The sequence below is a fragment of the Pseudomonas sp. A34-9 genome (genome assembly GCF_029543085.1).
GTDB lineage: Bacteria > Pseudomonadota > Gammaproteobacteria > Pseudomonadales > Pseudomonadaceae > Aquipseudomonas.
In genome coordinates this window covers 1452345-1475601 of the sequence record NZ_CP119967.1, presented here as the reverse complement: position 1 = coordinate 1475601, position 23257 = coordinate 1452345, and the positions used below count along the sequence as shown (strand labels likewise).

The 23257-nt window shown below is 59.8% G+C and carries 24 protein-coding genes and 1 pseudogene; 18 read left to right on the top strand and 7 right to left on the bottom strand.

Annotated elements, in window-relative coordinates; all coding sequences use genetic code 11:
- Positions 1–95: 95 nt before the first annotated feature.
- On the top strand, positions 96–554 hold the full coding sequence (locus P3G59_RS06505; RefSeq protein WP_095125631.1) for a DUF2269 family protein: 459 nt from the start codon (positions 96–98) through the stop codon (positions 552–554).
- 107 nt (positions 555–661) lie between these two features.
- On the opposite strand, the gene P3G59_RS06500 is transcribed toward P3G59_RS06505, so the two are convergent.
- The 4 genes from P3G59_RS06500 to P3G59_RS06485 all read right to left on the bottom strand — a co-directional run bounded on the left by P3G59_RS06500 (position 662) and on the right by P3G59_RS06485 (position 3367).
- Positions 662–1420, bottom strand: a complete 759-nt coding sequence (locus P3G59_RS06500) for a collagen-like protein (protein ID WP_277760909.1) — start codon at positions 1418–1420, stop codon at positions 662–664.
- Complete coding sequence (locus tag P3G59_RS06495; protein ID WP_277760908.1) at positions 1413–1694, bottom strand: DUF1145 domain-containing protein; 282 nt, start codon at positions 1692–1694, stop codon at positions 1413–1415. The genes P3G59_RS06500 and P3G59_RS06495 overlap by 8 nt, the downstream gene beginning before the upstream one ends.
- 163 nt (positions 1695–1857) lie before the next feature.
- Positions 1858–2580: an OmpA family protein gene (locus P3G59_RS06490; protein ID WP_277760907.1), complete on the bottom strand. Its 723-nt coding sequence runs from the start codon at positions 2578–2580 to the stop codon at positions 1858–1860.
- A 91-nt stretch (positions 2581–2671) separates the two neighbouring features.
- Positions 2672–3367, bottom strand: coding sequence for an OmpA family protein (locus P3G59_RS06485; protein WP_277760906.1), 696 nt, complete (start codon positions 3365–3367; stop codon positions 2672–2674).
- Between the two features lie 199 nt (positions 3368–3566).
- On the opposite strand from P3G59_RS06485, the gene P3G59_RS06480 reads away from it, so the two are divergent.
- The 4 genes from P3G59_RS06480 to P3G59_RS06465 all read left to right on the top strand — a co-directional run bounded on the left by P3G59_RS06480 (position 3567) and on the right by P3G59_RS06465 (position 5361).
- Positions 3567–4064: a DUF6231 family protein gene (locus P3G59_RS06480; RefSeq protein ID WP_277760905.1), complete on the top strand. Its 498-nt coding sequence runs from the start codon at positions 3567–3569 to the stop codon at positions 4062–4064.
- Positions 4065–4068: 4 nt separating this feature from the next.
- Entirely contained in the window at positions 4069–4545 is a 477-nt protein-coding gene (locus P3G59_RS06475) for a YchJ family protein (protein WP_277760904.1), read from the top strand.
- Positions 4546–4666: 121 nt separating this feature from the next.
- Complete coding sequence (locus tag P3G59_RS06470) at positions 4667–5161, top strand: LEA type 2 family protein (RefSeq protein ID WP_277760903.1); 495 nt, start codon at positions 4667–4669, stop codon at positions 5159–5161.
- On the top strand, positions 5158–5361 hold the full coding sequence (locus P3G59_RS06465) for an SEC-C metal-binding domain-containing protein (protein ID WP_034154967.1): 204 nt from the start codon (positions 5158–5160) through the stop codon (positions 5359–5361). Before P3G59_RS06470 ends, P3G59_RS06465 begins: the two co-directional genes overlap by 4 nt.
- 147 nt (positions 5362–5508) lie before the next feature.
- Here P3G59_RS06465 and P3G59_RS06460 read toward each other — a convergent pair whose 3' ends face one another.
- Entirely contained in the window at positions 5509–6066 is a 558-nt protein-coding gene (locus P3G59_RS06460; RefSeq protein WP_277762118.1) for a cysteine hydrolase family protein, read from the bottom strand.
- 146 nt (positions 6067–6212) lie between these two features.
- Here P3G59_RS06460 and P3G59_RS06455 point away from each other — a divergent pair, with 146 nt between their 5' ends.
- The 12 genes and pseudogenes from P3G59_RS06455 (at position 6213) to pdeM (ending at position 21755) form a co-directional block, all read left to right on the top strand.
- Positions 6213–6857, top strand: a complete 645-nt coding sequence (locus P3G59_RS06455) for a glutathione binding-like protein (RefSeq protein ID WP_277760902.1) — start codon at positions 6213–6215, stop codon at positions 6855–6857.
- 220 nt (positions 6858–7077) lie between these two features.
- A complete protein-coding gene (locus tag P3G59_RS06450) occupies positions 7078–9528 on the top strand; it encodes a penicillin acylase family protein (protein WP_277760901.1) in 2451 nt (816 codons plus the stop codon).
- Positions 9529–9631: 103 nt separating this feature from the next.
- Positions 9632–10753 (top strand): annotated as a pseudogene (locus P3G59_RS06445) (IS481 family transposase); the annotation flags it as partial.
- Positions 10754–11142: 389 nt separating this feature from the next.
- Positions 11143–12177 carry a ligase-associated DNA damage response exonuclease gene (locus P3G59_RS06440; RefSeq protein WP_277760900.1) on the top strand — a complete coding sequence of 345 codons (1035 nt, stop codon included), beginning with the start codon at positions 11143–11145 and terminating at the stop codon, positions 12175–12177.
- The gene (locus tag P3G59_RS06435; RefSeq protein WP_277760899.1) at positions 12174–13862 is read left to right on the top strand and encodes an ATP-dependent DNA ligase; all 1689 of its coding nucleotides are present in this window, start codon (positions 12174–12176) and stop codon (positions 13860–13862) included. Before P3G59_RS06440 ends, P3G59_RS06435 begins: the two co-directional genes overlap by 4 nt.
- Before the next feature lie 358 nt (positions 13863–14220).
- Positions 14221–15003, top strand: coding sequence for a transporter substrate-binding domain-containing protein (locus P3G59_RS06430; protein WP_008083900.1), 783 nt, complete (start codon positions 14221–14223; stop codon positions 15001–15003).
- Between the two features lie 56 nt (positions 15004–15059).
- Positions 15060–15788: an ABC transporter permease gene (locus P3G59_RS06425; protein WP_277760898.1), complete on the top strand. Its 729-nt coding sequence runs from the start codon at positions 15060–15062 to the stop codon at positions 15786–15788.
- On the top strand, positions 15785–16495 hold the full coding sequence (locus P3G59_RS06420; protein WP_034154960.1) for an ABC transporter permease: 711 nt from the start codon (positions 15785–15787) through the stop codon (positions 16493–16495). Before P3G59_RS06425 ends, P3G59_RS06420 begins: the two co-directional genes overlap by 4 nt.
- A gap of 12 nt (positions 16496–16507) precedes the next feature.
- Complete coding sequence (locus P3G59_RS06415; protein WP_277760896.1) at positions 16508–17626, top strand: succinylglutamate desuccinylase/aspartoacylase family protein; 1119 nt, start codon at positions 16508–16510, stop codon at positions 17624–17626.
- 13 nt (positions 17627–17639) lie between these two features.
- On the top strand, positions 17640–18404 hold the full coding sequence (locus P3G59_RS06410) for an ATP-binding cassette domain-containing protein (protein WP_166220914.1): 765 nt from the start codon (positions 17640–17642) through the stop codon (positions 18402–18404).
- A gap of 208 nt (positions 18405–18612) precedes the next feature.
- The gene (locus P3G59_RS06405; RefSeq protein ID WP_277760895.1) at positions 18613–21102 is read left to right on the top strand and encodes a ligase-associated DNA damage response DEXH box helicase; all 2490 of its coding nucleotides are present in this window, start codon (positions 18613–18615) and stop codon (positions 21100–21102) included.
- Positions 21099–21755 (top strand): ligase-associated DNA damage response endonuclease PdeM, encoded by a 657-nt coding sequence (gene pdeM, locus P3G59_RS06400; protein ID WP_277760894.1) that lies wholly within the window; start codon positions 21099–21101, stop codon positions 21753–21755. The genes P3G59_RS06405 and pdeM overlap by 4 nt, the downstream gene beginning before the upstream one ends.
- A gap of 46 nt (positions 21756–21801) precedes the next feature.
- On the opposite strand, the gene P3G59_RS06395 is transcribed toward pdeM, so the two are convergent.
- Both P3G59_RS06395 and dcd read right to left on the bottom strand, forming a co-directional pair.
- A complete protein-coding gene (locus tag P3G59_RS06395) occupies positions 21802–22011 on the bottom strand; it encodes a hypothetical protein (RefSeq protein WP_016986417.1) in 210 nt (69 codons plus the stop codon).
- 106 nt (positions 22012–22117) lie between these two features.
- Entirely contained in the window at positions 22118–22684 is a 567-nt protein-coding gene (gene dcd / locus P3G59_RS06390) for a dCTP deaminase (RefSeq protein WP_008083888.1), read from the bottom strand.
- A 354-nt stretch (positions 22685–23038) separates the two neighbouring features.
- On the opposite strand from dcd, the gene P3G59_RS06385 reads away from it, so the two are divergent.
- Positions 23039–23248, top strand: a complete 210-nt coding sequence (locus tag P3G59_RS06385) for a cold-shock protein (protein WP_002554837.1) — start codon at positions 23039–23041, stop codon at positions 23246–23248.
- Positions 23249–23257 lie beyond the last annotated feature (9 nt).

Sequence of the window (23257 nt, the reverse complement as noted above, 5' to 3'; positions counted from 1 at the left end):
GTGTCGGGCGTAAAAACGCTGGATAAATTTTCAGTGGTTTCGAATGGCGGCTATCATACCCCGCTAATTAATCCCGCGCAGAACGGAGTGCCCCAATGACACCTTTTAGCCTCGTTTACCCCCTGCATGTGCTGTCCGCTTTAGTCTGGGTTGGCGGCATGTTTTTCGCCTGGATGGTCCTGCGCCCGGCGGCTGTGAAGGCCCTCGACGGCCCGGCCCGACTGACCTTGTGGGTGGAAGTGTTTCAAGGTTTTTTTCGCTGGGTCTGGGTCGCGGTGATCCTGTTGCCGATCAGCGGCGTGGGAATGCTGCATTTGCAGCAGGTCGGTTTTGAGACCGCGCCCAAATATGTGCAGGTGATGATGGGGCTGTACGTGGTGATGACGGCGCTGTTTATCCGGATTCAGGGCTTGATGCTGCCGGAATTGCGTACGGCAGTGGACGCGAAGGACTGGCCGGCGGGTGCGGCGGTGCTGGGGCGGATTCGGCGGGTGGTGGGGCTTAATCTGATTGTCGGACTGGTGCTGGTGGCGATTGCGGCGGCAAGACCGTGATCGTTCCCACGCTCTGCGTGGGAATGCCGCAAGGGACGCTCTGCGTCCAGTGACGCGGAGCGTCACGGGCTGTGTTCCCACGCGGAGCGTGGGAACAATCAGTGATCTTACAAGCGCTGCACAGTCACAGCACCCGCCGCCCCCACCGGCCCAGGCTGACCATCCGCCCCTGCCTTGCCGTTCTTGCCACCATCGGCGCGATACACCAGGCAGCCCTTGGACTTGCCGCCCTTCCCTGCTTTACCGCCAACACCCGCCGGGCCACCGTTGCCGCCAGCCACATTGACCTTGATCAGCTCCGTGGGAAACTCGCGCGGCACTTCAAGACGTACCAGCGCCCCCGGTGCGCCCGGTTGGCCGTCGCTGCCGTTACTGCCATCAAAACCGTGGCCGGCCGCGCCATAGGTGCAGCCCGGGTCTTCTCCATTCCCGCCATCGAGGCCGACAAAACCCGGCGCACCGGTGCCGCCACGGGCATCGACCAACAGTTGCGGCGCATTCAGTGCCTTGAATTGCAGATTAAGATTGCGCCCTGCACGGGCGGCTTTCTCATAAGTCCCCGGCGCCCCGCGCGCGGTGATCTGGCTGCCTTCGCTGAGTTCGGCGCGGGCCACTTTCAGTTCCAGCGCCTGTTCAGCCGGAACAATCGCAATGCGCGCTTCATGGCCAAGACGCAATTCGCCCACCGTCAGTTCGGTCACGTTGGCGGGAATCAGCAAGGTGCCGTAATCGGCCACATCAAGACGTTCGAGTTGCAAGGTGCTGGTGGTATTGGGCAAACGCATCAGGGAATTGGTTTCGACGCTGACAACCTGGGCACAGGCCAATGGGCTGATGAATGCAGCGAGCAAGCAAAGTTTACGCATGGGAAGAAGCCTCCGGAGCGGCCGGGGCCGGGATGGTTTGCAGGTGGAATATGCCGAACAGCAGGATGCGGCCACGGTCACGCCAAGGATGCGGACGGCCTTTGAGGCTGCGATTGCACAGCAGCACTTCGAGGACATGGATCAGCAACAACAGACCGCCGGCCAGATTGACCAGCAAATGCAGCGGATGAACGAACGGCACCAACTGATTGGCCAGCACCACGCAGCAGAACAGCAGGGTCAATAAACGCCCCAGCCCCCAGAACACTTTCATACGCTCCCCCGTGTTGCGAATTATTCTTTGGGCGCACAGTAACGGCTTCTGCGGGGGATAAGCCAGAGGGGTAAATGAAAAAACTTCCTTCGCCCGCCAAATGGCTGCCGAAACGACGCCAATCGTCGCCCGGCAGCTCTAGCCCGCGGACTACAGACACGTCTTAACGATTAATGTGTAACTCCACACGACGGTTCTGCGCACGCCCTTCGTCGGTCGCGTTATCCGCCACGGGTTCACTCTCGCCACGCCCTTCACTGGTGAGTTTGTTTGGCGCCAGGCCCTGGCTCAGCAGATACGCCGCGACACTGCTCGCACGTCGTTCCGACAAGGCCTGGTTGTAGGCATCCGAGCCTTTGCTGTCGGTGTGGCCAATGACCTTGATGCTCACCACGTCGGCATTGCGCAGTTTATCCATCAGCGTATCGAGCTGGGCTTTCGCCGCCGGGGTCAGATCGGACTTGTCGAAATCGAACAGCACGTTGCCGGCATCGCTCAAGGTGATGACTTCAGTTTGCGGTGCGGGCTCCGGCACTTTTTCCGCGATCGGGTATTGCGGCAACGGGCAACCACGGTGGTCGACCGGGGTATTTGCCGGGGTGTCCGGGCAACGGTCGCGGCGGTCGAATACGCCGTCGCCGTCTTCATCGCCGTCCTGGGCATAACAGATCAGTCCGCCGGTCACGATCCCCAGCGCGGCGCCGCCACCGGCCCAGCCAGCACTTTCAATGGCGCCAAGACCGCCACCGACCAGCCCTCCGAGAAGGCTGCAGATCGGCCACGTACGTTGATTGAGGGGGGCAGTGCCATCGCTGTGAGTGGCGCATCCGGTCAGCAAACTGCCTAGCAGTAGCACCGGCAAGACGGACCTTGAGAATACAGTCATTGTGAAAGCTCCTGTGTCACCGGCCCATACCGGTTACACAGGAGTAAAGACCCGCATCCGCGACTGCACAAGCTGCGGATGCGAGAGGGGCTTAACGCTGGATTTTGATTTCGGTACGACGGTTTTGCGCGCGACCGTCAGCGGTTTTGTTGTCGGCCACTGGCTGGCTTTCACCCAGACCGGACACCGAAACGAAGCTGGCGCGCGGCACACCCTGCTGGATCAGGTATTCCACCACCGAGTGCGCACGACGATCCGACAGTTTTTTGTTGTAGGCATCGCTGCCCACGCTGTCGGTATGACCGGTCACGGTCAGCTGCGCTGTCGAGGATTCCTGTTTCAGGCGGGTGGCGACCTTGTCGAGCACTTGCTTGTCAGGGCCGGTCAATGTGGCTTTGTCGAACTGGAAGTGAACATCACGGATAACAATGGTTTCTTCCTTGACCACTACAGCTTCTTCGACCACGGGTGCAGGCGCGGGTGGAGGGCAACCGTCAGCGTCGACCTGCACGCCTTTAGGCGTGTGCGGGCACTTGTCGCGACTGTCCGGCACACCGTCGCCGTCTTCGTCGCCATCACCGTGAACCCAGCAATAGGCCGCTGCCGTGCCGCCGACCAGCAACGCACCGTAGCCGGCCCACGCCGAACTTTCGGTCGCGCCGAGACCGGCACCGACAACACCACCGACCGCCGCACAGGTCGGCCAGTCGGTTTTCTGTAAACCTGCGCAACCAGTCAACACACTGGTTAGCAGAATCAAAGGTAATGCTGTCCGAACTATGCTCATCTGGTTTTCTCCTGAGGGATCGGCTTAGAACCGATTCAGGGAGTAAAGACCGGAGTTTTAATCTCCGCCAGCAATAGGCCACCGCTGTTTGCGAGCGTGTTCACAGGACTTCGGCACATTTACCGCAAACGGGCGAAACAGGGCTCTTTGCCGCCACCGTCAGGCAGGCTAGTCTTGGCGGTCTGATTGAGGAGCTTTGATGAACGTCGCCATTTCTTCCCGCACGCCGCAACAGGCGTTGGCCGCTTTGCTGGATCGCTATGCCCCGGCGCGTCTGCTGCTGATTGGCGCCAGTGAGTTTCCGGCCTTGAGCGCTTTTAAACAGGCGCATCCAGACACCGCCGTGGCCCATGCCGCGCCGGGCGCATTGCCTGCCGAACTGGCGGCTCAGCGTTTCGATCTGGCGCTGGTGGTCGACTGTCTGGAACATTTGCCCAAACGCGATGGCCTGAACCTGTTGGGCGGGATTCGCAATCTCAACGCCAGCCGCATCGCCGTGCTGGCAGATCTGTCGGCCAGCGGCTGGCAGGAAACCGACTTCTATTCGCTGGCACTGCAGGCCAGTGAACGCTTTCAACGCGACGATCAAGTGCTGACCCTGTTCACCTACGATCTGCTTGACTATAAACAAGTCCCCGACTGGCTCAATTCGCGGTTCTGGGCCAATCCGGAAAACTTCGGGAAATACTGGTGGTAATGCAATGAGTACAGCCATTTGCCCGTGCGGCAGCGGCAATCTGCTGGATGCCTGCTGCGGTCACTATCACGACGGCCATCCAGCGCCATGCGCCGAAGCGCTGATGCGTTCGCGCTACAGCGCCTATGTGCTGGGGTTGATCGATTACCTGGTGGCGACCACCCTGCCCGCTCAGCAAGCGGGACTGGATCGCCTGTCGATCAGTCAATGGAGCGCGCAAAGCACCTGGCTCGGCCTTGAGGTGGAAAGCTCGGAAGTCCTGGGCGGTCAGCCGGAACACGCCTTTGTCACCTTTACTGCGCGCTGGCACGACGATCAGGGCGAACACAGCCACCGCGAGCGCTCCTCGTTCGTGCAGAACGCCGGACGCTGGTACTTCATTGATCCGACGGTGCAATTGAGTCTGGGGCGCAATGACAGTTGCCCCTGCGCCAGCGGGCAGAAATTCAAGAAATGCTGTGCGGGGTATTTCGGCGCTTGAAGCCAGGTTCAAAAGATCGCAGCCTTCGGCAGCTCCTACACCTGGAATGTGGTTCCCCTGTAGGAGCTGCAGAAGGCTGCGATCTTTTAGGGCTAGACTGAGCAACAAAAGGAGCTGCTTCATGTTTGCTCAACGACGCGCACTGCAATCGCTCACCCTTTTCCTGTTTCTCGGGCTCAGCGGCTGCGCCTCATGGTTCAGCGATGACAGCGTCGACCCGGCCGTGCATCTGGTGAAAGTCGAAGTGGTGCGCGCCAAGCTGCTCGAGCAGAAATTCATCCTGCACTTTCGCATCGACAACCCCAACGACAGCGACCTGACCGTGCGCGGCCTCGAATACCGCATTCATCTGGCCGACATGCTGCTGGCCGATGGCGAATATGAACGCTGGATCACGGTAGGGCCAAAACGCAGCGGGATTTACAAAGTGCCGATCCGCACCAACCTGTGGCCGCAGGTCAAAGAGGTGGTGAAAATGCTGAAAAGTCCCAACCAGCAGATTCCTTATCGACTGCAGGGCGAAATGGAAACCGGTTTATTCATCGCCCACTACGTGCACCTTGAGCGCAATGGCGTGATAATCCCCGCCGATTTAATTCCGGAGCAACACCGATGACCCAGCAACCTCATGTCCATGGCCCTGACTGCAACCACGATCACGACCATCATCACGAGCATGACCACGGCCACGTTCACGGCCCGAACTGCGGCCACGCCCACCAGGAACCGGTGCGCAACGCCCTGAAAGACGTCGGCCGCAACGACCCTTGCCCATGCGGCAACGGCAAGAAATTCAAGAAGTGCCACGGCGCTTGATGTCCGGGGCGAAGACCCTCTTCGCCTGACCTGCCGCCTTCGCGAGCAAGCTCGTTCCCACATTTGAAAGCGTCTTTCCAGATGGAATGCGATCTACTGTAGGAGTGAGCCTGCTCGCGATGAGGCCTGCACATACGGTGAAGTTTTTCAGCCTGCCACTAGAATCTGTGCGGAACTGACCACCGTCGCATACTCCCCGTGCAAATTGCCCAGCGACATCCCGTGCACCTCTTCAGCCGAACGCAACGTGCCGAAATAGTCGGCCTTGTCGAAGGTGAAGCACGCATCCTCCGCCACCCACGCCTCAAACCCCAGATTCCCCGCCGTGCGCGCCGTCGACTCCACCGAGTTGTTGGTCGCCACACCGACGATGATCAATTGCCCGATCCCCGCCTCACTCAATCGCGCCTCTAACCCGGTGGCACAAAACGCATCCGGCACCTGTTTCTGAATCAGCCATTCACCGTCCTGCGGCAAAAACCTTTGCTGAAATTCCACCCCTTCCTGCCCGGGCCAGAACACCGAATCCGGCTCACGCGACAGGTGCTGTACATGAATCACCGGCCTTGCACTGCGTCGCCAAAGACGCAGCAGATCGAGGATTCGCGCTTCCGCCTGAGGATTATTCCTTCGGCCCAAACGCGGCTGCAGGATGCCTTTTTGCTGGTCGATGATGATCAGTGCAGCGTTGGCCTGAAGCTCCATGGCGATTTTTCTCACGCGGGGTCATTGAATTCTGCGCAGTTCAGCATCACCTCTTCCCACTAAGCAAGCTATCGAACGCACACGGGACGACCTGACGCCGGCGTTTGCTGTCCGCAAACACGTCCATTTCTGCTTTGGAGTTTTCCATGATCGACCTGTATTACTGGACCACCCCCAACGGCCACAAGATCTCCCTGTTCCTTGAAGAAGCCGGCCTGCCGTACAACGTCCATCCGATCAACATCAGCCAGGGCGAGCAGTTTCAGCCGCACTTTCTGAAAATCGCGCCGAATAACCGCATCCCGGCCATCGTCGACCATGAACCGGCCGATGGCGGCGAGCCTCTGTCGCTGTTCGAATCCGGGGCGATTCTTTTGTATCTGGCGGAGAAAACCGGGAAGTTTCTGCCCAAAGACCTGCGTGGTCGGCAAACGGCGCTGCAATGGTTGTTCTGGCAGATGGGCGGATTGGGTCCGATGGCCGGGCAGAATCATCATTTCAGCCAGTTCGCACCGGAGAAGATTCCTTACGCGATCAAGCGCTACATTGATGAGACCGCACGTTTGTATGGCGTGTTGAACAAGCAACTGGCCGATAACGAATTCGTCGCCGGCAGCGAATACAGCATTGCCGACATGGCGATTTATCCGTGGATCGTCTCGCACAAGTGGCAGAGCCAGAATCTCGAAGACTTCCCGCATGTACTGCGCTGGTTCAACCACATCAAGGATCGCCCGGCGACGGTGAAGGCCTACGCGCTGGTGCAGAAAATCAATCCACCGAAGGCCTGACCTGCACCTGATCGTTCCCACGCTCTGCGTGGGAATGCAGCCCGGGACGCTCTGCGTCTCTTCAAAGTCCAACGCAGAGCGTCCGTTGTGGCATTCCTTTGCTGCGCATGGGAACGATCGTCGAGAACTGAAGAAATAACTCTGTCGCCCGCTTGCGCGGCACCCTCCTGCTCACTAACGTAGCGCCTTTACTGACGCTACCCCCCGCAGGAGCTTTGCCATGGCCTCGCCAGCCCTCACACATTTTCTTCCCCGGTTCGGCGTTGCCGCAGCAGTGGCCGGTGTTTTGGGCCTGTCCGGTTGCCAGACCTGGAACGCTCAGGACACCCTCCCGCCGACCTCCGGCGTGCAACCGCTCAAGGGCCTGGCGCAGAACGTGTCTGTGCGACGCAATGCCATGGGCATGCCGTTGATCGAAAGCAACACCTTCCACGACGCGCTGTTCAGCCTCGGCTACGTCCACGCCAGCGATCGCATCAACCAGATGGTCACCTTGCGTCTTTTAGCGCAGGGCCGTCTGGCGGAAATGTCCGGCGCGTCGATGCTCGACGCCGACCGCTACATGCGTGCGGTCAATCTGAAGAAAAGCGCCGCTGAGCTGTACAAGGCCTCGTCGCCACGCCTCAAGCGCTTCTTCGAAGTTTATGCGCGGGGCGTCAACGCCTACTTGTTCCGTTACGCCGACAAACTGCCGGGCGACCTCGCCTCCAGCGGCTATAAGCCCGAATACTGGAACCCGGAAGACTCGGCGCTGATTTTCGCCCTGTTGAATTTCAGCCAGTCGGCCAACCTGCCGGAAGAAATTCAATCCTTGGTGCTCGCGCAAACCGTGACCACCGACAAACTGGCGTGGCTGACGCCGTCGGCGCCTGACGAAAACCTGCCACTGGCCGAAGCCGACAAGCTGCAAGGCCTCAAGCTCAACGGGCAGATTCCCGGTCTGAGCGAACTGAGCAACGCCAGTCAGCAACTCTCGGCACTCAACCTGCTGGGCACGACCTCTTCGAACAACTGGGCAATCGCCCCGCAACGCAGCCGCAGCGGCAAGAGCCTGCTGGCCAGCGACGCCCACGGGCCGCTGGCCGCGCCGTCGCTGTGGAGTTTCGTGCAGATCCGCGCGCCGAAATATCAGGCGGCGGGCGTCACCGTCGCCGGTTTGCCGTTGGTCCTCGGCGGCTTCAACGGCAAAGTGGCCTGGAGCACGACCAGCGTGCTCGGCGATAACCAGGATCTGTTTCTGGAAAAAATCCGTCGCCAGGGCAGCAGTTTGACCTATGAGGTCAACGGCAAATGGCAGCCGCTGGGCGTGCGCAACGAAACCTATTTCGTCAAAGGCCAGCGGCCGATTCGCGAAGCGGTGTACGAAACCCGTCACGGCGCGTTGCTCAACAGCGCTCAGGCCGCGGCGCAAGGCAGCGGTTTCGGCCTGGCCTTGCAGACCCCGAGCTTCACCGACGATAAATCGCTGGATGCATTTTTTGACCTGACCCGCGCACAAACCATCGAGCGCGCCTCGGACGCTAGCCGTGAAATCCGCGCCATCGCGCTGAATCTGGTGTTCGCCGATGCGAGCAACATCGGCTGGCAAGTCACCGGGCGTTTCCCCAATCGTCGTGAAGGCGAAGGCCTGCTGCCGTCGCCGGGCTGGGAAGGTCGCTACGACTGGGATGGCTATGCCGACCCGATGCTGCACCCCTACGATCAGGACCCGGCGCAAGGCTGGCTCGGCACCGCCAACCAACGCGTGATTCCTCACGGTTACGGCATGCAGTTGTCGAACTCCTGGGCGGCGCCGGAGCGTGGCGAACGTCTGGCGGAACTGGCTGGCAGCGGCAAGCACGACAGCCGCAGCGTGATCGCCATGCAATACGACCAGACCACCACCTTCGCCGCCAAACTGAAGAAAGTCTTCGAAGCGCCGGGCATGAAGCAACCGCTGAAACAGGCGATCGATGCCCTGCCGGAAGCGGATCGCAGCAAGGCGCGCGAAGCGTTCACGCGGTTGATGGCATTCGACGGCAAGCTCAGTCCGACCTCGGCGGACGCGGCGATCTATGAGCTGTTCCTGCAGGAAAGCATGAAGCAGATCTTCCTCGACGAGCTCGGCCCGGAATCGAGCCAGGCGTGGAAAGCGTTTATCGCCAATGGTGATTTGTCTTACGCGGCGCAGGCTGACCATCTGTTGGGACGTGAGGACAGTCCGTTCTGGGATGACATCCGCACGCCGCAGAAAGAGAACAAAGCAGTGATTCTCGCGCGCAGCCTCGCTGCGGCGATCAGCGCAGGCGACAGCCAGTTGGGTGGGGATCACCGGGCCTGGCAGTGGGGCAAGCTGCACAGCTATGCCTGGAAGAACAGCATTGGCCAGACCGTGCGCGGCCCACTGGCAGCGGGCGGTGATCACACGACGTTGAACACTTCAGCGTTCGCCTGGGGCCAGGATTTCACCACCACGCGTGCGCCGTCGATGCGCTTCATCGTTGACTTCGGCCAGGCCGAACCGTTGATGGGGCAGAACGGTACGGGGCAATCGGGGAATCCGGTGAGTCCGAATTACCTCAATGGCATCGATGCGTGGTTGAAGGGGCAGTACATCGGCTTGCCGATGCAGCCGCAGAACTTTGACCGGGTGTACGGCAAAACCCGCTTGACCCTTACTCCCGGCAAATAAGGCCACATCAAAAGCCCCTCACCCTAACCCTCTCCCTGTATGTACCGGAGACATGGTGGACACTTTTTAATAGACACATTGCTCATCACCAAGGAGATGACCTGTGTCCTGGGAAGAGGTGTCCACCGTGCAGCTTCGTTCAGAGTTCGTGCATTTGGCTCGGCAAGAAGGAGCCAATGTCCGGCAGCTTTGCCGCCGATTCAATATCAGCCCAAGCACTGCCTACAAATGGCTCAACAGGTTTGAAACTTCAGGTGCAGAGGGCTTGATCGATCAGTCTCGACGACCGAAGACGTCACCCAAACGCTGCGCTGACGAGGTTGAGCAGCAGATTCTGACCGTGAGTGAGGAATACGCGGCTTGGGGCGCTCGCAAGCTCAAACGTGTGCTGGAAGACAGCGGCGTAGTAATGCCTTCGGTCAGTACCGTGCATGCGGTTTTACAGCGTCATTCACGCGTTGATTCAAAGGCCGCTGAGATTAAACCGTTTATCCGCTTCGAGCATGAAGCGCCCAACGATCTTTGGCAGATGGACTTCAAGGGCCATATCAGCCTGGCTCAGGGACGCTGCCATCCGTTGACGATACTGGACGATCATTCGCGGTTTTCGCTGTGTATCGCGGCCTGCCTCGATGAGCGACGTGAAACCGTTCAGGAGCATCTAATCCGGGTCTTTCGGCGTCATGGTCTGCCTTTGCGCATGACGATGGACAACGGTTCACCCTGGGGTGACCAGACTGGCGTTTATACCGCGCTGGAGGTCTGGCTGATGAGTCAGGGCATCAAGGTCGGGCACTCTCGACCTTATCATCCGCAAACCCAAGGAAAGCTGGAACGCTTCCACCGCAGCCTGAAAAATGAAGTCCTGCGAGACCGACATTTTATTGATCTCAACGGTGCACAACGGGCGTTTGATATCTGGCGTGATATCTACAACCAGAAGCGTCCACATCAAGCGTTGGACATGCAGGTGCCTGCTACTCGCTACAGCAGCAGCCCACGGGAATATCAGGAGCAACCCGCGGCGCCGGAGTACGACGATGGGGATGTGGTCAGGAAGGTTCAGGTGAAGGGCGAGATCTACTGGCGGAACCGTGAATACACAGTCGGAAAAGCTTTTTACGGGAGGTCAGTAGCTATCCGGGAAACGACGGAAGATGGCATCCACGATGTCTACTGGAGTAGACATCGTATTGCCCGAATCGACTTGAACTTGCAGATCGTTACGGCAGGTAAGAAGATCTAAAACCGTCCACCATGTCTCCGAACATGTGTCCACCATGTCTCCGGTACATACACTCCCAAAGGGAGAGGGGACTGATTGGGGGTTGCTGCAGACTTACGCCGACCTGAAGGTGCTGTGCCGAATCCTGAGTCAAGTCCGTTCGTGCACTGCCGAATCCTGAGTCAAGTCGGTTCGTGCACTCCCGAATCCATAATCGACCCGGTCTTTCAGCTCGATGTAGCTGGCCAGACACCTCGGTCGGCCCCCTCTCCCTCCGGGCGGTCCGACGTTTCGGGAGGGCTGGGGTGAGGGTCGCTCTTCAAAGTCGATAGAACTTCCGCACACGCGCCAGCCTCATAGCTAACAAGCCCCCCATTTCTGGTAACGACATGGACCTTGTTATCGCCCGTCCCGAAGGCCTTTATTGCCCTGCGGGTGATTTTTATATCGACCCCTGGCGCCCCGTCGAGCGCTCGGTCATTACCCATGCCCACGGCGATCACGCGCGCACCGGTAACCAGCATTATCTCGCCAGTAGCGCCAGCGAAGGGATTCTGCGTGCGCGGCTGGGTCAGGACATCAACCTGCAAACCCTCGCCTATGGCCAGCGCCTGACGCACCACGGTGTCACCTTGAGTTTCCATCCGGCCGGCCACGTCCTCGGCTCGGCACAGGTACGCCTGGAATACGGCGGAGAAGTCTGGGTCGCGTCGGGCGATTACAAGATCGAACCGGACGGCACCTGCGCCCCGTTCGAACCGGTGCGCTGCCACACCTTCATTACCGAATCGACCTTCGGCCTGCCGATTTATCGCTGGCAGCCACAGGCGCAGGTGTTCAGCGAGATCAACCAGTGGTGGGCAGCCAACATCGCGGCCGGCAAGGCCAGCGTGTTGTTCTGTTACTCGTTCGGCAAGGCCCAGCGGATTCTCCACGGCATCGACGCAAGCCTCGGTCCGATCCTCAGCCACGGCGCGGTCGAGCCGCTGAACCGGGTCTATCGGGAAGCCGGCGTGTATTTGCCGCCGACGATCTACGCCGGTGACGTGAAGAAAAGCGACCCGATCATGCGTCAGGCTCTGGTCATCGCCCCGCCCTCGGCGGGAGGCAGCAGCTGGATGCGCCGCTTCGGCGAGTTCAGCGACGCGTTCGCCAGCGGCTGGATGCGTTTGCGCGGCACCCGCCGGCGGCGTGGCGTCGATCGCGGTTTCGTCCTCTCCGATCACGCCGACTGGCCCGGCCTGCTGTGGGCCATCGAGCAGACCGGCGCGGAACGCGTGATGGTCACCCACGGTTCGATCGGCGTGCTGGTGCGGCATCTGCGCGAACAGGGTCTGGATGCCCAAGGCTTCAACACTGAATACGGCGACGACGAAGAAGAAAACATTGCCACCGAACCGACTATCGCCGAGATGCCCGTATGAAAGCATTCGCCGAGTTGTACGCTGAACTCGACGCGACCACGTCAAGCAACGCCAAACTGGCGGCCATGCAGACCTACTTCGCCCAGGCTGAACCGCATGACGCCGCGTGGGCGGTGTACTTTCTGTCCGGTGGCCGGCCCCGGCAGTTGGTGCCGGTGAGAATCCTGCGTGAACTCGCCGTCGAGGTCTCCGGCCTGGAACCGTGGCTGTTCGAGGAAAGTTATCAAGCGGTCGGCGACCTCGCGGAAACCATTTCTCTGGTGCTCGCGGAAAACCCGCACAGCTCCGACGCCGGCCTCGCCGAATGGATCGAAGACAAACTGCTGCCGCTGCGCGGTGAATCCCCTGAGTACCTGTCGCGGCGCCTGCCGGAACTGTGGGCGCAACTGGATCGATCGAGCCTGATGCTGTGCATCAAATTGATCACCGGCAGTTTCCGCGTCGGCGTGTCGAAATTGCTGGTGACCCGCGCCTTGGCGTCGATGGCCGGGCTGGACAGCAAGCGCGTGGCGCAGCGTCTGGTCGGCTACACCGATTTATCTAATCGTCCGAGCGCCGCCAGCTACCTGAAACTGATCGCCCCTGAATCCAGCGATGAGCATGCCCAGCGCGGTGGCCAGCCCTACCCGTTTTTCCTCGCCCATGCCTTGTCGCAACCGGTTGAAGAGTTCGAAGCGCTGATCGGCCCCGCGAGCGATTGGCAGATTGAATGGAAATGGGATGGCATCCGCGCGCAAGTGGTCAAGCGTGAAGGTCGTTTGTGGGTCTGGTCGCGCGGCGAAGAACTGGTCACCGAGCGCTTCCCCGAACTGGATGTGCTGGTGCACGGTTTGCCGGATGGCACCGTGATCGACGGCGAAATCGTCGTGTGGAAAAGCACGCACCCGAGCACCGAAGACGCCTTTGATCCGCAATCGACCGAACCACCGGCCGTGCAGCCCTTCGCCCTGCTGCAACAACGCATCGGCCGCAAGACCCTCGACAAGAAAATCCTCGAAGACGTGCCGGTGGTGGTGCTCGCCTACGACTTGCTCGAATGGCAGGGCGAAGACTGGCGCAATCAGCCGCAGGCCAAACGCCGTGCGCAACTGGAAGAGGTCATCGCCCGGTGCAACAGTCCGGTGCTGCTGCCCTCGCCGGTGCTGACCGGCAGCGACTGGTTCGACCTTGCCCGCCAGCGCGAATCCTCTCGGCGCTTGGGTGTTGAAGGCATGATGCTCAAGGCGCGGGATTCGCTGTACGGCGTCGGCCGCACCAAGGACATGGGCGTGTGGTGGAAATGGAAGGTTGATCCGTTCAGTGTCGATGCCGTGTTGATTTACGCCCAGCGCGGTCATGGTCGGCGCGCCAGCCTGTACAGCGATTACACCTTTGCCGTGTGGGACGGCCCGCCCGAGTCCAGCCAACGCGCGCTGGTGCCGTTTGCCAAAGCCTATTCGGGGCTGACCGATGAAGAAATGCGTCAGGTCGACAGCATTGTGCGCAAGACCACCGTGGAAAAGTTCGGCCCGGTGAGCAGTGTGAAGCCGAGTCTTGTGTTTGAACTGGGCTTTGAAGGCATTGCCCTGTCACGCAGACACAAGAGCGGGATCGCCGTGCGTTTTCCGCGGATGCTGCGCTGGCGCCAGGATAAGACCGTGGATGAGGCGGATAGCCTGGCCACCCTGCAAGACCTGCTGGCCTGACCCCTTTTCCCGGGACAACACACAATCCGATGATCGTTCCCACGCGCAGCAAAGGAATGCAGCCCGGGACGCTCCGCGTCCCAAAGCGGACGTAGAGCGTCCATTGCGGCATTCCCACGCAGAGCGTGGGAACGATCAGTGACCTGCCTTCAATATCGGAGTTTGATCCGAAACAGTGCAGCAAAATCGCAATGCCCATTTCCGAGCATTCAATCGCCCTCATTCCTCCCCGCCCAACCTTTTAAAACACTTGTTCGGGACTCTGGTTCGGAAATTGCTACTTTCTATAGGTCGTACGCGTTCCAGTAACAATAATTCTGCGCCACAAGCGCTCATATTGGTTCTTAGGGATTGAATAATGAAAAAAGCATTGCTGACCCTTTCTGCACTGGCGTTGTGCATGGCCGCTGGCTCCGCGCTGGCCAAGGAATACAAAGAGCTGCGCTTTGGCGTTGACCCTTCGTACGCACCGTTCGAGTCGAAAGCGGCCGACGGCAGCCTGGTGGGTTTCGACATCGATCTGGGTAACGCGATCTGCGCCGAACTGAAGGTCAAGTGCAAGTGGGTCGAAAGTGATTTCGACGGCATGATTCCGGGCCTCAAGGCCAATAAATTCGACGGTGTGATCTCGTCGATGACCGTGACCCCGGCCCGCGAGAAAGTCATCGACTTCTCCAGCGAGCTGTTCTCTGGCCCGACTGCCTATGTGTCGAAAAAAGGCTCCGGCATTACCGCCGATGTCGCTTCGCTGAAGGGCAAAACCGTCGGCTATGAGCAAGGCACCATTCAGGAAGCCTACGCCAAAGCCGTGCTGGACAAGGCCGGCGTCAAAACCCAGGCCTATCAGAACCAGGATCAGGTGTACTCCGACCTGACCTCTGGCCGTCTCGACGCGGGTATCCAGGACATGCTGCAAGCCGAACTGGGCTTTTTGAAGTCGCCACAGGGCGCCGACTATGACGTCAGCAAGCCGGTCGACAACGAATTGCTGCCAGCCAAAACCGCTGTCGGTATTAAGAAAGGTAACACTGAGCTCAAAGCGCTTTTAGATAAAGGTATCAAAGCGTTACACGATGACGGCAAATACGCCGAGATTCAAAAGAAACACTTTGGCGATCTGAATCTGTACAGCGGCAAATAATGCCCCGGCGCCCATCCTCGATGGGCGCCTTTTCCATCCGCTCAGGTTGCTGATTTATGTTCGAAAACCTCTTACAAAATCTGGGGCTCACAGCCTTCAGCCTCAAGGGTTTTGGCCCTTTGCTGTTGGAAGGCACCTGGATGACCATCAAATTATCGGCGTTGTCGCTGCTGGTGGCCGTGTTACTCGGTCTGCTCGGCGCCAGTGCCAAACTGTCAAAAATCAAACTGGTGCGCCTGCCCGCCCAGCTCTACACCACGCTGATTCGCGGGGTGCCGGACCTGGTGTTGATGTTGCTGATCTTCTACAGCCTGCAAACCTGGTTGACGACGCTGACCGATTACATGGAATGGGAATACATCGAAATCGACCCGTTCAGTGCCGGGGTGCTGACCCTGGGCTTCATTTATGGCGCGTATTTCACCGAAACCTTCCGTGGTGCGATCCTCGCCGTGCCGCGCGGTCAGGTCGAAGCCGCCACGGCCTATGGCCTTAAACGCGGCCAGCGCTTTCGTTTCGTGGTGTTTCCACAAATGATGCGCTTCGCCCTGCCGGGCATTGGCAACAACTGGATGGTGATGCTCAAAGCCACCGCGCTGGTGTCGATCATCGGCCTCGCCGACCTGGTCAAAGCGGCGCAGGACGCCGGTAAAAGCACTTATCAACTGTTCTACTTCCTGGTCCTCGCTGCCTTGATCTATCTGCTGATTACCAGTGCTTCCAACTTCATTCTGCGTTGGCTTGAACGTCGCTACGCTGCTGGTTCGCGGGAGGCCGTACGATGATCGAACTCTTGCAGGAATACTGGCGCGCCTTCCTTTATACCGACGGCCAGAACATTACCGGGCTGGCGATGACGATGTGGTTGCTCAGCGCCTCGATCTTCATCGGGTTCCTGGTGTCGATTCCGCTGTCGATTGCGCGCGTCTCGCCGCACTTCTACATTCGCTGGCCGGTGCAGTTTTACACCTATCTGTTCCGTGGCACGCCGTTGTATATCCAGTTGCTGATCTGCTACACCGGGATCTACAGCCTGGCCGCCGTGCGTGCGCAGCCGTTGCTCGACAGTTTCTTTCGCGATGCGATGAACTGCACGATCCTCGCCTTCGCCCTCAACACTTGCGCCTATACCACGGAGATTTTCGCCGGGGCGATCCGTAGCATGAACCACGGCGAAGTCGAAGCGGCCAAGGCCTACGGGCTGACCGGCTGGAAGCTGTATGCCTACGTGATCATGCCGTCGGCGCTGCGCCGTTCGTTGCCGTATTACAGCAACGAAGTGATCCTGATGCTGCACTCGACCACCGTGGCCTTCACCGCGACCATCCCCGACATCCTGAAAGTCGCCCGGGACGCCAACTCGGCGACCTTCCTGACTTTTCAGTCGTTCGGCATCGCCGCGCTGATCTACCTGACCATTACCTTTGCGCTGGTCGGCTTGTTCCGCCTTGCTGAACGCCGATGGCTGGCCTTCCTCGGGCCGACTCACTAGGACACCTTTGCAATGCGCCACCAGATACATGACCTGCTGGCCCCGCTGCCGGGGACCGCACGACAGATCCACAGCTTCCACTTCGGCCCGGAACAGGCCAAGGGCAAGGTTTACATTCAGTCCTCGCTGCACGCCGATGAACTGCCCGGCATGCTCGTGGCCTGGCACCTCAAGCAGCGTCTGGCCGAGCTGGAAGCCGCCGGCCGCCTGCGCAGCGAAATCGTGCTGGTGCCGGTGGCCAACCCGGTCGGCCTCGAACAAGTGCTGATGGACGTGCCGCTGGGCCGGTACGAACTGGAGAGCGGCCAAAACTTCAACCGCTGGTTTGTCGACCTCAGCGAAGAAATCGGCAATGCCATCGAGGGCAAGCTGAATGACGATCCGCAGCACAACCTCGAACTGATCCGCCGCCATCTGCGCGACGCCCTCGCCCGCCAGACCGCCAGCACCCAACTGCAATCCCAGCGCCTGACCCTGCAACGGCTGGCCTGTGATGCCGATATGGTGCTGGACTTGCACTGCGACTTCGAATCGGTGGTTCACCTCTACACCACGCCCGAAGCGTGGCCGCAGGTCGAACCGCTGGCGCGCTACATCGAAGCTCAGGCGAGCCTGTTGGCCACCGATTCCGGCGGTCAGTCATTCGACGAATGCTTCACCCTGCTGTGGTGGCAATTGAAGGAACGCTTCGCTGAACACTTCGAGATTCCGCTCGGCAGTTTCTCGGTAACCGTCGAATTGCGCGGCCAGGGTGACGTCAATCACCCGATGGCCAGCCGTGATTGCCAGGCGCTGATCGACTATCTGATCCAGTCCGACGCGATTGTCGGCGAGACCAAACCGCAGCCGCCGTTGCCGTTCCCGGCCACGCCTCTGGCGGGCGTCGAACCGGTGACCACGCCGGTCGGCGGCTTGCTGGTCTACACCGCCACACCGGGGCAAGTCCTGGAAGCGGGACAGCAGATCGCCGAAATCATCGACCCGATCAACGACCGGATCACCCCCATTCATTGCACCAGCGCCGGCCTGATGTACGCCCGCTCGCTGCGACGCATGGCCACTGCCGGCATGGTCATTGCCCACGTCGCGGGCGCCGAAGCGTACCGCAGCGGCTACCTACTTTCGCCTTGAGGATGTCTGTCCCATGTACAAACTGACCGTTGAAGGCCTGCATAAAAGCTATGGCGACCATCAGGTGCTCAAAGGCGTTTCGCTCAAGGCCAGGACCGGCGACGTGATCAGCCTGATCGGCGCCAGTGGCTCGGGCAAAAGTACCTTTTTGCGCTGCATCAACTTTCTCGAACAACCCAACGACGGCGCCATGAGCCTCGATGGCCAGGCGATCCGCATGGTCACCGACCGCCACGGCATGCACGTCGCCGACGCCGATGAACTGCAACGATTGCGCACGCGTCTGGCGATGGTGTTCCAGCATTTCAACCTGTGGAGCCACATGACCGTGCTGGAAAACATCACCATGGCCCCGCGCCGGGTGCTGGGTTGCAGCAAACAGGAGGCTGACGATCGCGCCCGGCGTTATCTGGACAAGGTCGGGCTGCCGGCGCGGGTGGCGGATCAGTACCCGGCGTTTTTGTCGGGCGGTCAGCAACAGCGCGTGGCGATTGCCCGGGCGTTGGCGATGGAGCCGGAAGTGATGCTGTTCGATGAACCGACCTCGGCGCTCGACCCGGAGCTGGTGGGGGAAGTGTTGAAGGTCATTCAAGGGCTGGCCGAGGAAGGCCGGACCATGATCATGGTGACCCACGAGATGAGCTTCGCGCGAAAAGTCTCCAGCCAGGTGTTGTTCCTGCATCAGGGTCTGGTGGAAGAAGAAGGGGCGCCCGAGGATGTGCTCGGCAACCCGAAAAGCGAACGCCTGAAGCAGTTCCTCAGCGGCAACCTGAAATGACCCACGTATTGCCCTGCGATCCATACGGCCTGTCAACGCCGCCTATGTAGGAGCTGCCGAAGGCTGCGATCTTTTGATTGTGATTTTAAAAAACAAGATCAAAAGATCGCAGCCTGCGGCAGCTCCTACAGGTGATGTGCGGTGTTTTTAAACCTTTTCTGTGTTGGCGCGGTCACTGGAAGAACACCTCCAGAGCGCGCGCAGCCGCATGGCGAAATCTCCCGACCTGGCAAAAATCTGGTTCAGCGCCCGCGACTGGAAGCCGTTCGCCTTTCAGAAACAGGTGTGGGCGGCGGTGAAAAACGGCGAATCCGGCTTGCTCCACGCCAGCACCGGCGCCGGTAAAACCTATGCGGTATGGTTCGCCGCACTCAATCGCTTCGCGCGCTTGTTGCCTCCCCCCGAAACACCGCGCAAACGCAAACAACCCGCCGCACCGCTGACCGTCCTGTGGATCACCCCCATGCGCGCACTCGCCGCCGATACAGCGCGCGCGTTGCAAACACCGATGGATGACCTGCAGATCCCGTGGAGCATCGGCCTGCGCACCGGCGACACCAGCAGCAGCGAACGCGCCCGGCAGAGCCGGCGCCTGCCGACCACCCTGATCACCACGCCGGAAAGCCTGACACTGCTGCTCGCCCGCGCCGATGCACACGTAGCGCTGTCGAGTCTGCGCATGATCGTCGTCGATGAATGGCACGAGCTGCTGGGCAACAAGCGCGGCGTGCAACTGCAATTGGCCCTGGCCCGTCTACGCCACTGGCAACCCGATCTGATCGTGTGGGGCGTGTCCGCCACCCTCGGTAATCAATCCCACGCCGAACAGGTGCTGATCCCACAGGGTGGCGGCGTCAGCATTCAGGGGCAAAGCGAAAAAGCGCTGAAGGTGGACACCCTCCTCCCTCCTGCCATCGAGCGTTTCCCCTGGGCAGGGCACATCGGTCTGAAGATGTTGCCGCAGGTTGTTGCTGAACTGGATGCTTGCGCCAGCACTCTGGTGTTCACCAATACCCGGGCGCAGTCGGAAATCTGGTATCAGGCGCTACTGGAGGCGCGGCCGGACTGGGCAGGACTGATCGCTTTGCATCACAGTTCACTGTCTCGCGAAACCCGCGACTGGGTGGAGCAAGCCCTGAAGAATGGGCAACTGAAAGCCGTGGTCTGCACTTCGAGCCTGGATCTGGGCGTGGACTTCCTGCCGGTCGAACGCGTGCTGCAAATCGGCTCGGCCAAAGGTGTCGCGCGCTTGATGCAACGGGCTGGACGCTCCGGCCATGCACCGGGACGCACATCGCGGGTGACACTGGTGCCGACGCACAGCCTTGAGCTGATCGAAGCCGCTGCCGCCCGCGATGCCGTCGAGCAACGGCGCATCGAACCCCGTCTGTCACCGCACAAACCGCTGGACGTGCTCGTGCAGCATTTGGTCAGCATGGCCCTCGGCGGCGGGTTTATTCCTCAAGAGTTGTACGAAGAAGTCCGTGGCGCCTGGGCTTACCGTGAGTTGACTCCCGCCGATTGGGCCTGGGCGCTGGCTTTCGTACGCCATGGTGGGATGTCGCTGACAGCCTATCCGGATTATCGCCGAGTCGAACCGGACGAGCACGGCGTCTGGCGCGTACCGGATGCGCGATTGGCGCGGCGCCATCGCATGAGCATCGGCACCATCGTCAGCGATGCGAGCATCCAGCTGAAATTCTGGAGCAAAGGCGGCGGCGGCAAACAGTTGGGCAGTGTCGAGGAAGGCTTCATCGCGCGGCTTAAACCAGGCGACGGCTTTCTTTTTGCCGGACGGTTGCTGGAACTGGTGCGGGTGGAAAACATGACCGCTTACGTCAAACGCAGCACCGCTAAGAAAGCCGCCGTACCGCGCTGGAATGGCGGGCGCATGCCACTTTCCAACGAATTGGCCGAGGCCGTGGTCAGGCGCTTCAGTGCCGCCGCGCAAGGCGAGTTTGTCGGCCCGGAAATGCAGGCGTTGCGACCGTTGCTGGAAACCCAGATGCGCTGGTCTGGGTTGCCCACGACAGAAAACCTGTTAGCCGAAGTGCTGAAGTCCCGCGAGGGCTGGCACCTTTTCCTCTATCCGTTTGCCGGGCGGCAGGTGCATCTGGGGCTGGCAAGTCTGCTGGCCTGGCGCGTCAGTCAACGGCAACCGGTGACGTTTTCCATCGCGGTAAACGATTACGGTCTCGAATTACTCAGCGCCACGCCGATCGACTGGGCCGAGTATTTGAATGCCGAGCTGTTCAATGCCGATGATTTATTGGAGGACGTTCTGGCCAGTCTGAATGCCGGCGAACTGGCCCTGCGCCGTTTCCGTGAGATTGCCCGGATTGCCGGGCTGGTCTTCTCCGGTTACCCCGGCGCACCGAAAAGCACCCGGCAGGTCCAGGCTTCCAGTGGTTTATTCTTCGAAGTGTTCAAACAATATGACGCCGACAACCTGTTGCTGGCCCAGGCCGGGGAAGAAGTCCTACGAGAAGAACTGGATATTCAGCGCCTGGAGCAGACATTGGAGCGGATCAATCAGATGAAACTGGACGTGCATCAGGTTAAACGTCCTACACCGCTGGGCTTCCCGCTGCTGGTGGAGCGCATGCGTGAAAGCATGAGTTCGGAGAAACTCGCTGATCGCATCAGGCGGATGGTCGATGATCTGGAGAAATCTGCCGACAAGAGCAAATACCGATGAGCGCGCCCTACCCTGTTCGTCTCGCCGGTGAGGACCTCTGGCTGCTGCCGGAAAAAGCGTTGTACTGGCCGGCGCAACAGGCATTGCTGATTGCCGATGTGCATTTCGGCAAGGCCGCCGCTTACCGCAGCCTTGGCCAGCCGGTCCCGCAAGGCACCACGTCGAGCAATATTGCAGTGATTGACCGATTGCTGGCGAAACTGCCTTGTCGGCAACTGATATTTCTTGGCGATTTCCTGCACGGACCCGGCTCACATGCCGTGGGAACGTTGCGTGCACTGGCCGAATGGCGTGCGCGTCATGTTGATCTGCCGATGACGCTGATCCGCGGCAATCACGACAAACGCGCCGGTGATCCGCCTGAATCGCTGAATATCCGGGTGGTGCCGGAACCACTGCTGCTCGGGCCATTCGCCTTGCAACATGAACCGGACCCGCATCCTGAACGACATGTCCTGGCAGGCCATATACATCCGGTCTATCGGTTACATGGCAAGGGTCGGCAGAGCTTGCGCCTGGCATGCTTCAGGCTTGGCGAACGCCTCAGCCTGCTGCCGGCCTTTGGCGCGTTTACCGGCGGCTATCCGGTCGGGAAGGATGACAGCAGCAGGCTCTTCGTCATCGGCGATAACGAAATATGGCCAGTCAGTTGAAGTCTTCGCAGACCGCATCTGACTGGCCATTCATTTTCAATGCAGATCAGGCAACCGGTGCCGGTGGCGGCTCGTCCGGTAGCGTCGGTTCGCCCGGCTCGGTCGGTTGTTCGTTGGGGGTATCGGGATCGGGTTGACCGGGAATTCCACCGGCCATGTTCAGCGGCGGATGCGCCAACAAGGACCAGGCCAATACGCCAATCTGATTGGGCTCGAGCCTTGCCAGTTCGGCAGTGATTTGCGGATCGATCTTCATAGGGCACTCCTCGGCGAAGGCCCGTTTTGCCGAAAACAAAACGGGCAGTACACCCCATAGAGTGTCTGCCCGCCAAAGAATTCCCGCGATCTGTCGGATGGACCGATCAGGTGCGTGGCAAGGTCACGCCACGCTGGCCCTGGTACTTGCCACCGCGATCCTTGTATGAAACTTCGCATTCCTCGTCGGATTCAAGGAAGAGCATCTGCGCCACGCCTTCGTTGGCGTAAATTTTCGCCGGCAGGTTGGTGGTGTTGGAGAATTCCAGGGTGACGTGGCCTTCCCACTCCGGCTCGAGCGGCGTGACGTTAACGATGATGCCGCAGCGCGCGTAGGTGCTTTTACCCAGGCAGATGGTCAATACATTGCGCGGAATGCGGAAGTATTCGACGGTGCTGGCCAGCGCGAAGGAGTTCGGCGGAATGATGCAGACGTCGCTGTGGACGTCGACGAAACTGCCCGGGTCGAAGTTTTTCGGGTCGACGATGGACGAGTTGATGTTGGTGAACACCTTGAAGTGATTGGTGCAACGCACGTCATAGCCGTAGCTCGACACACCGTAGGAGATCACTCGGCTGTCATCGCTGCCGCGCACCTGGCGCTCGACGAACGGCTCGATCATGCCCTGTTCCTGCGCCATGCGGCGAATCCACTTGTCCGATTTGATGCTCATGGCGGGGTGTCCTGAATAGCGAGGTGGAAAAATTCTGTCCGGCATCTTACCGGGCGCGCCGCCGGGTTCAAAGTGCGGGCTGCAATTCTCGCCGATCCCCCATGATTTACTAGGTCTGGCGACGAACCGTCACACCGTCGATCCCGAAAACAGAGAAACCTTCGCAAGAAGCATTGGCACTTCTCTGAAACTGGGTTAAGGTGGCGTCACTGTGTTGCTTGTGTCACTGAGAATCTCTACACGATATGTTGAATTTCGATCCAACCATCTACAAGAATTTTTCCTGCTCTTTGCACTCAGTCTCGGCCAGGGTTCTTCCTGTGTCGCAGTTATCTTTGTTCAAGGAGTTACACCATGTCTAATCGCCAAACCGGTACCGTTAAGTGGTTCAACGATGAAAAAGGCTTCGGCTTCATCACTCCACAATCCGGTGACGACCTGTTCGTTCACTTCAAAGCTATCCAATCCGACGGCTTCAAAAGCCTGAAAGAAGGCCAACAGGTTTCTTTCATCGCTACCCGCGGTCAGAAAGGCATGCAAGCTGAAGAAGTACAAGTTATCTAACTTGTAGCT

Coding starts and splice junctions, on each gene's coding strand:
- P3G59_RS06440 (WP_277760900.1), top strand. CDS start 11,143: ATGGACCTTGTTATCGCCCGTCCCGAAGGCCTTTATTGCCCTGCGGGT.
- P3G59_RS06450 (WP_277760901.1), top strand. CDS start 7,078: ATGGCCTCGCCAGCCCTCACACATTTTCTTCCCCGGTTCGGCGTTGCC.
- P3G59_RS06480 (WP_277760905.1), top strand. CDS start 3,567: ATGAACGTCGCCATTTCTTCCCGCACGCCGCAACAGGCGTTGGCCGCT.
- P3G59_RS06460 (WP_277762118.1), bottom strand. CDS start 6,066: ATGGAGCTTCAGGCCAACGCTGCACTGATCATCATCGACCAGCAAAAA.
- P3G59_RS06475 (WP_277760904.1), top strand. CDS start 4,069: ATGAGTACAGCCATTTGCCCGTGCGGCAGCGGCAATCTGCTGGATGCC.
- P3G59_RS06425 (WP_277760898.1), top strand. CDS start 15,060: ATGTTCGAAAACCTCTTACAAAATCTGGGGCTCACAGCCTTCAGCCTC.
- P3G59_RS06495 (WP_277760908.1), bottom strand. CDS start 1,694: ATGAAAGTGTTCTGGGGGCTGGGGCGTTTATTGACCCTGCTGTTCTGC.
- P3G59_RS06470 (WP_277760903.1), top strand. CDS start 4,667: ATGTTTGCTCAACGACGCGCACTGCAATCGCTCACCCTTTTCCTGTTT.
- P3G59_RS06505 (WP_095125631.1), top strand. CDS start 96: ATGACACCTTTTAGCCTCGTTTACCCCCTGCATGTGCTGTCCGCTTTA.
- P3G59_RS06415 (WP_277760896.1), top strand. CDS start 16,508: ATGCGCCACCAGATACATGACCTGCTGGCCCCGCTGCCGGGGACCGCA.
- P3G59_RS06395 (WP_016986417.1), bottom strand. CDS start 22,011: ATGAAGATCGATCCGCAAATCACTGCCGAACTGGCAAGGCTCGAGCCC.
- P3G59_RS06455 (WP_277760902.1), top strand. CDS start 6,213: ATGATCGACCTGTATTACTGGACCACCCCCAACGGCCACAAGATCTCC.
- P3G59_RS06485 (WP_277760906.1), bottom strand. CDS start 3,367: ATGAGCATAGTTCGGACAGCATTACCTTTGATTCTGCTAACCAGTGTG.
- P3G59_RS06500 (WP_277760909.1), bottom strand. CDS start 1,420: ATGCGTAAACTTTGCTTGCTCGCTGCATTCATCAGCCCATTGGCCTGT.
- P3G59_RS06465 (WP_034154967.1), top strand. CDS start 5,158: ATGACCCAGCAACCTCATGTCCATGGCCCTGACTGCAACCACGATCAC.
- P3G59_RS06385 (WP_002554837.1), top strand. CDS start 23,039: ATGTCTAATCGCCAAACCGGTACCGTTAAGTGGTTCAACGATGAAAAA.
- pdeM (WP_277760894.1), top strand. CDS start 21,099: ATGAGCGCGCCCTACCCTGTTCGTCTCGCCGGTGAGGACCTCTGGCTG.
- P3G59_RS06490 (WP_277760907.1), bottom strand. CDS start 2,580: ATGACTGTATTCTCAAGGTCCGTCTTGCCGGTGCTACTGCTAGGCAGT.
- dcd (WP_008083888.1), bottom strand. CDS start 22,684: ATGAGCATCAAATCGGACAAGTGGATTCGCCGCATGGCGCAGGAACAG.
- P3G59_RS06430 (WP_008083900.1), top strand. CDS start 14,221: ATGAAAAAAGCATTGCTGACCCTTTCTGCACTGGCGTTGTGCATGGCC.
- P3G59_RS06405 (WP_277760895.1), top strand. CDS start 18,613: ATGGCGAAATCTCCCGACCTGGCAAAAATCTGGTTCAGCGCCCGCGAC.
- P3G59_RS06410 (WP_166220914.1), top strand. CDS start 17,640: ATGTACAAACTGACCGTTGAAGGCCTGCATAAAAGCTATGGCGACCAT.
- P3G59_RS06435 (WP_277760899.1), top strand. CDS start 12,174: ATGAAAGCATTCGCCGAGTTGTACGCTGAACTCGACGCGACCACGTCA.
- P3G59_RS06420 (WP_034154960.1), top strand. CDS start 15,785: ATGATCGAACTCTTGCAGGAATACTGGCGCGCCTTCCTTTATACCGAC.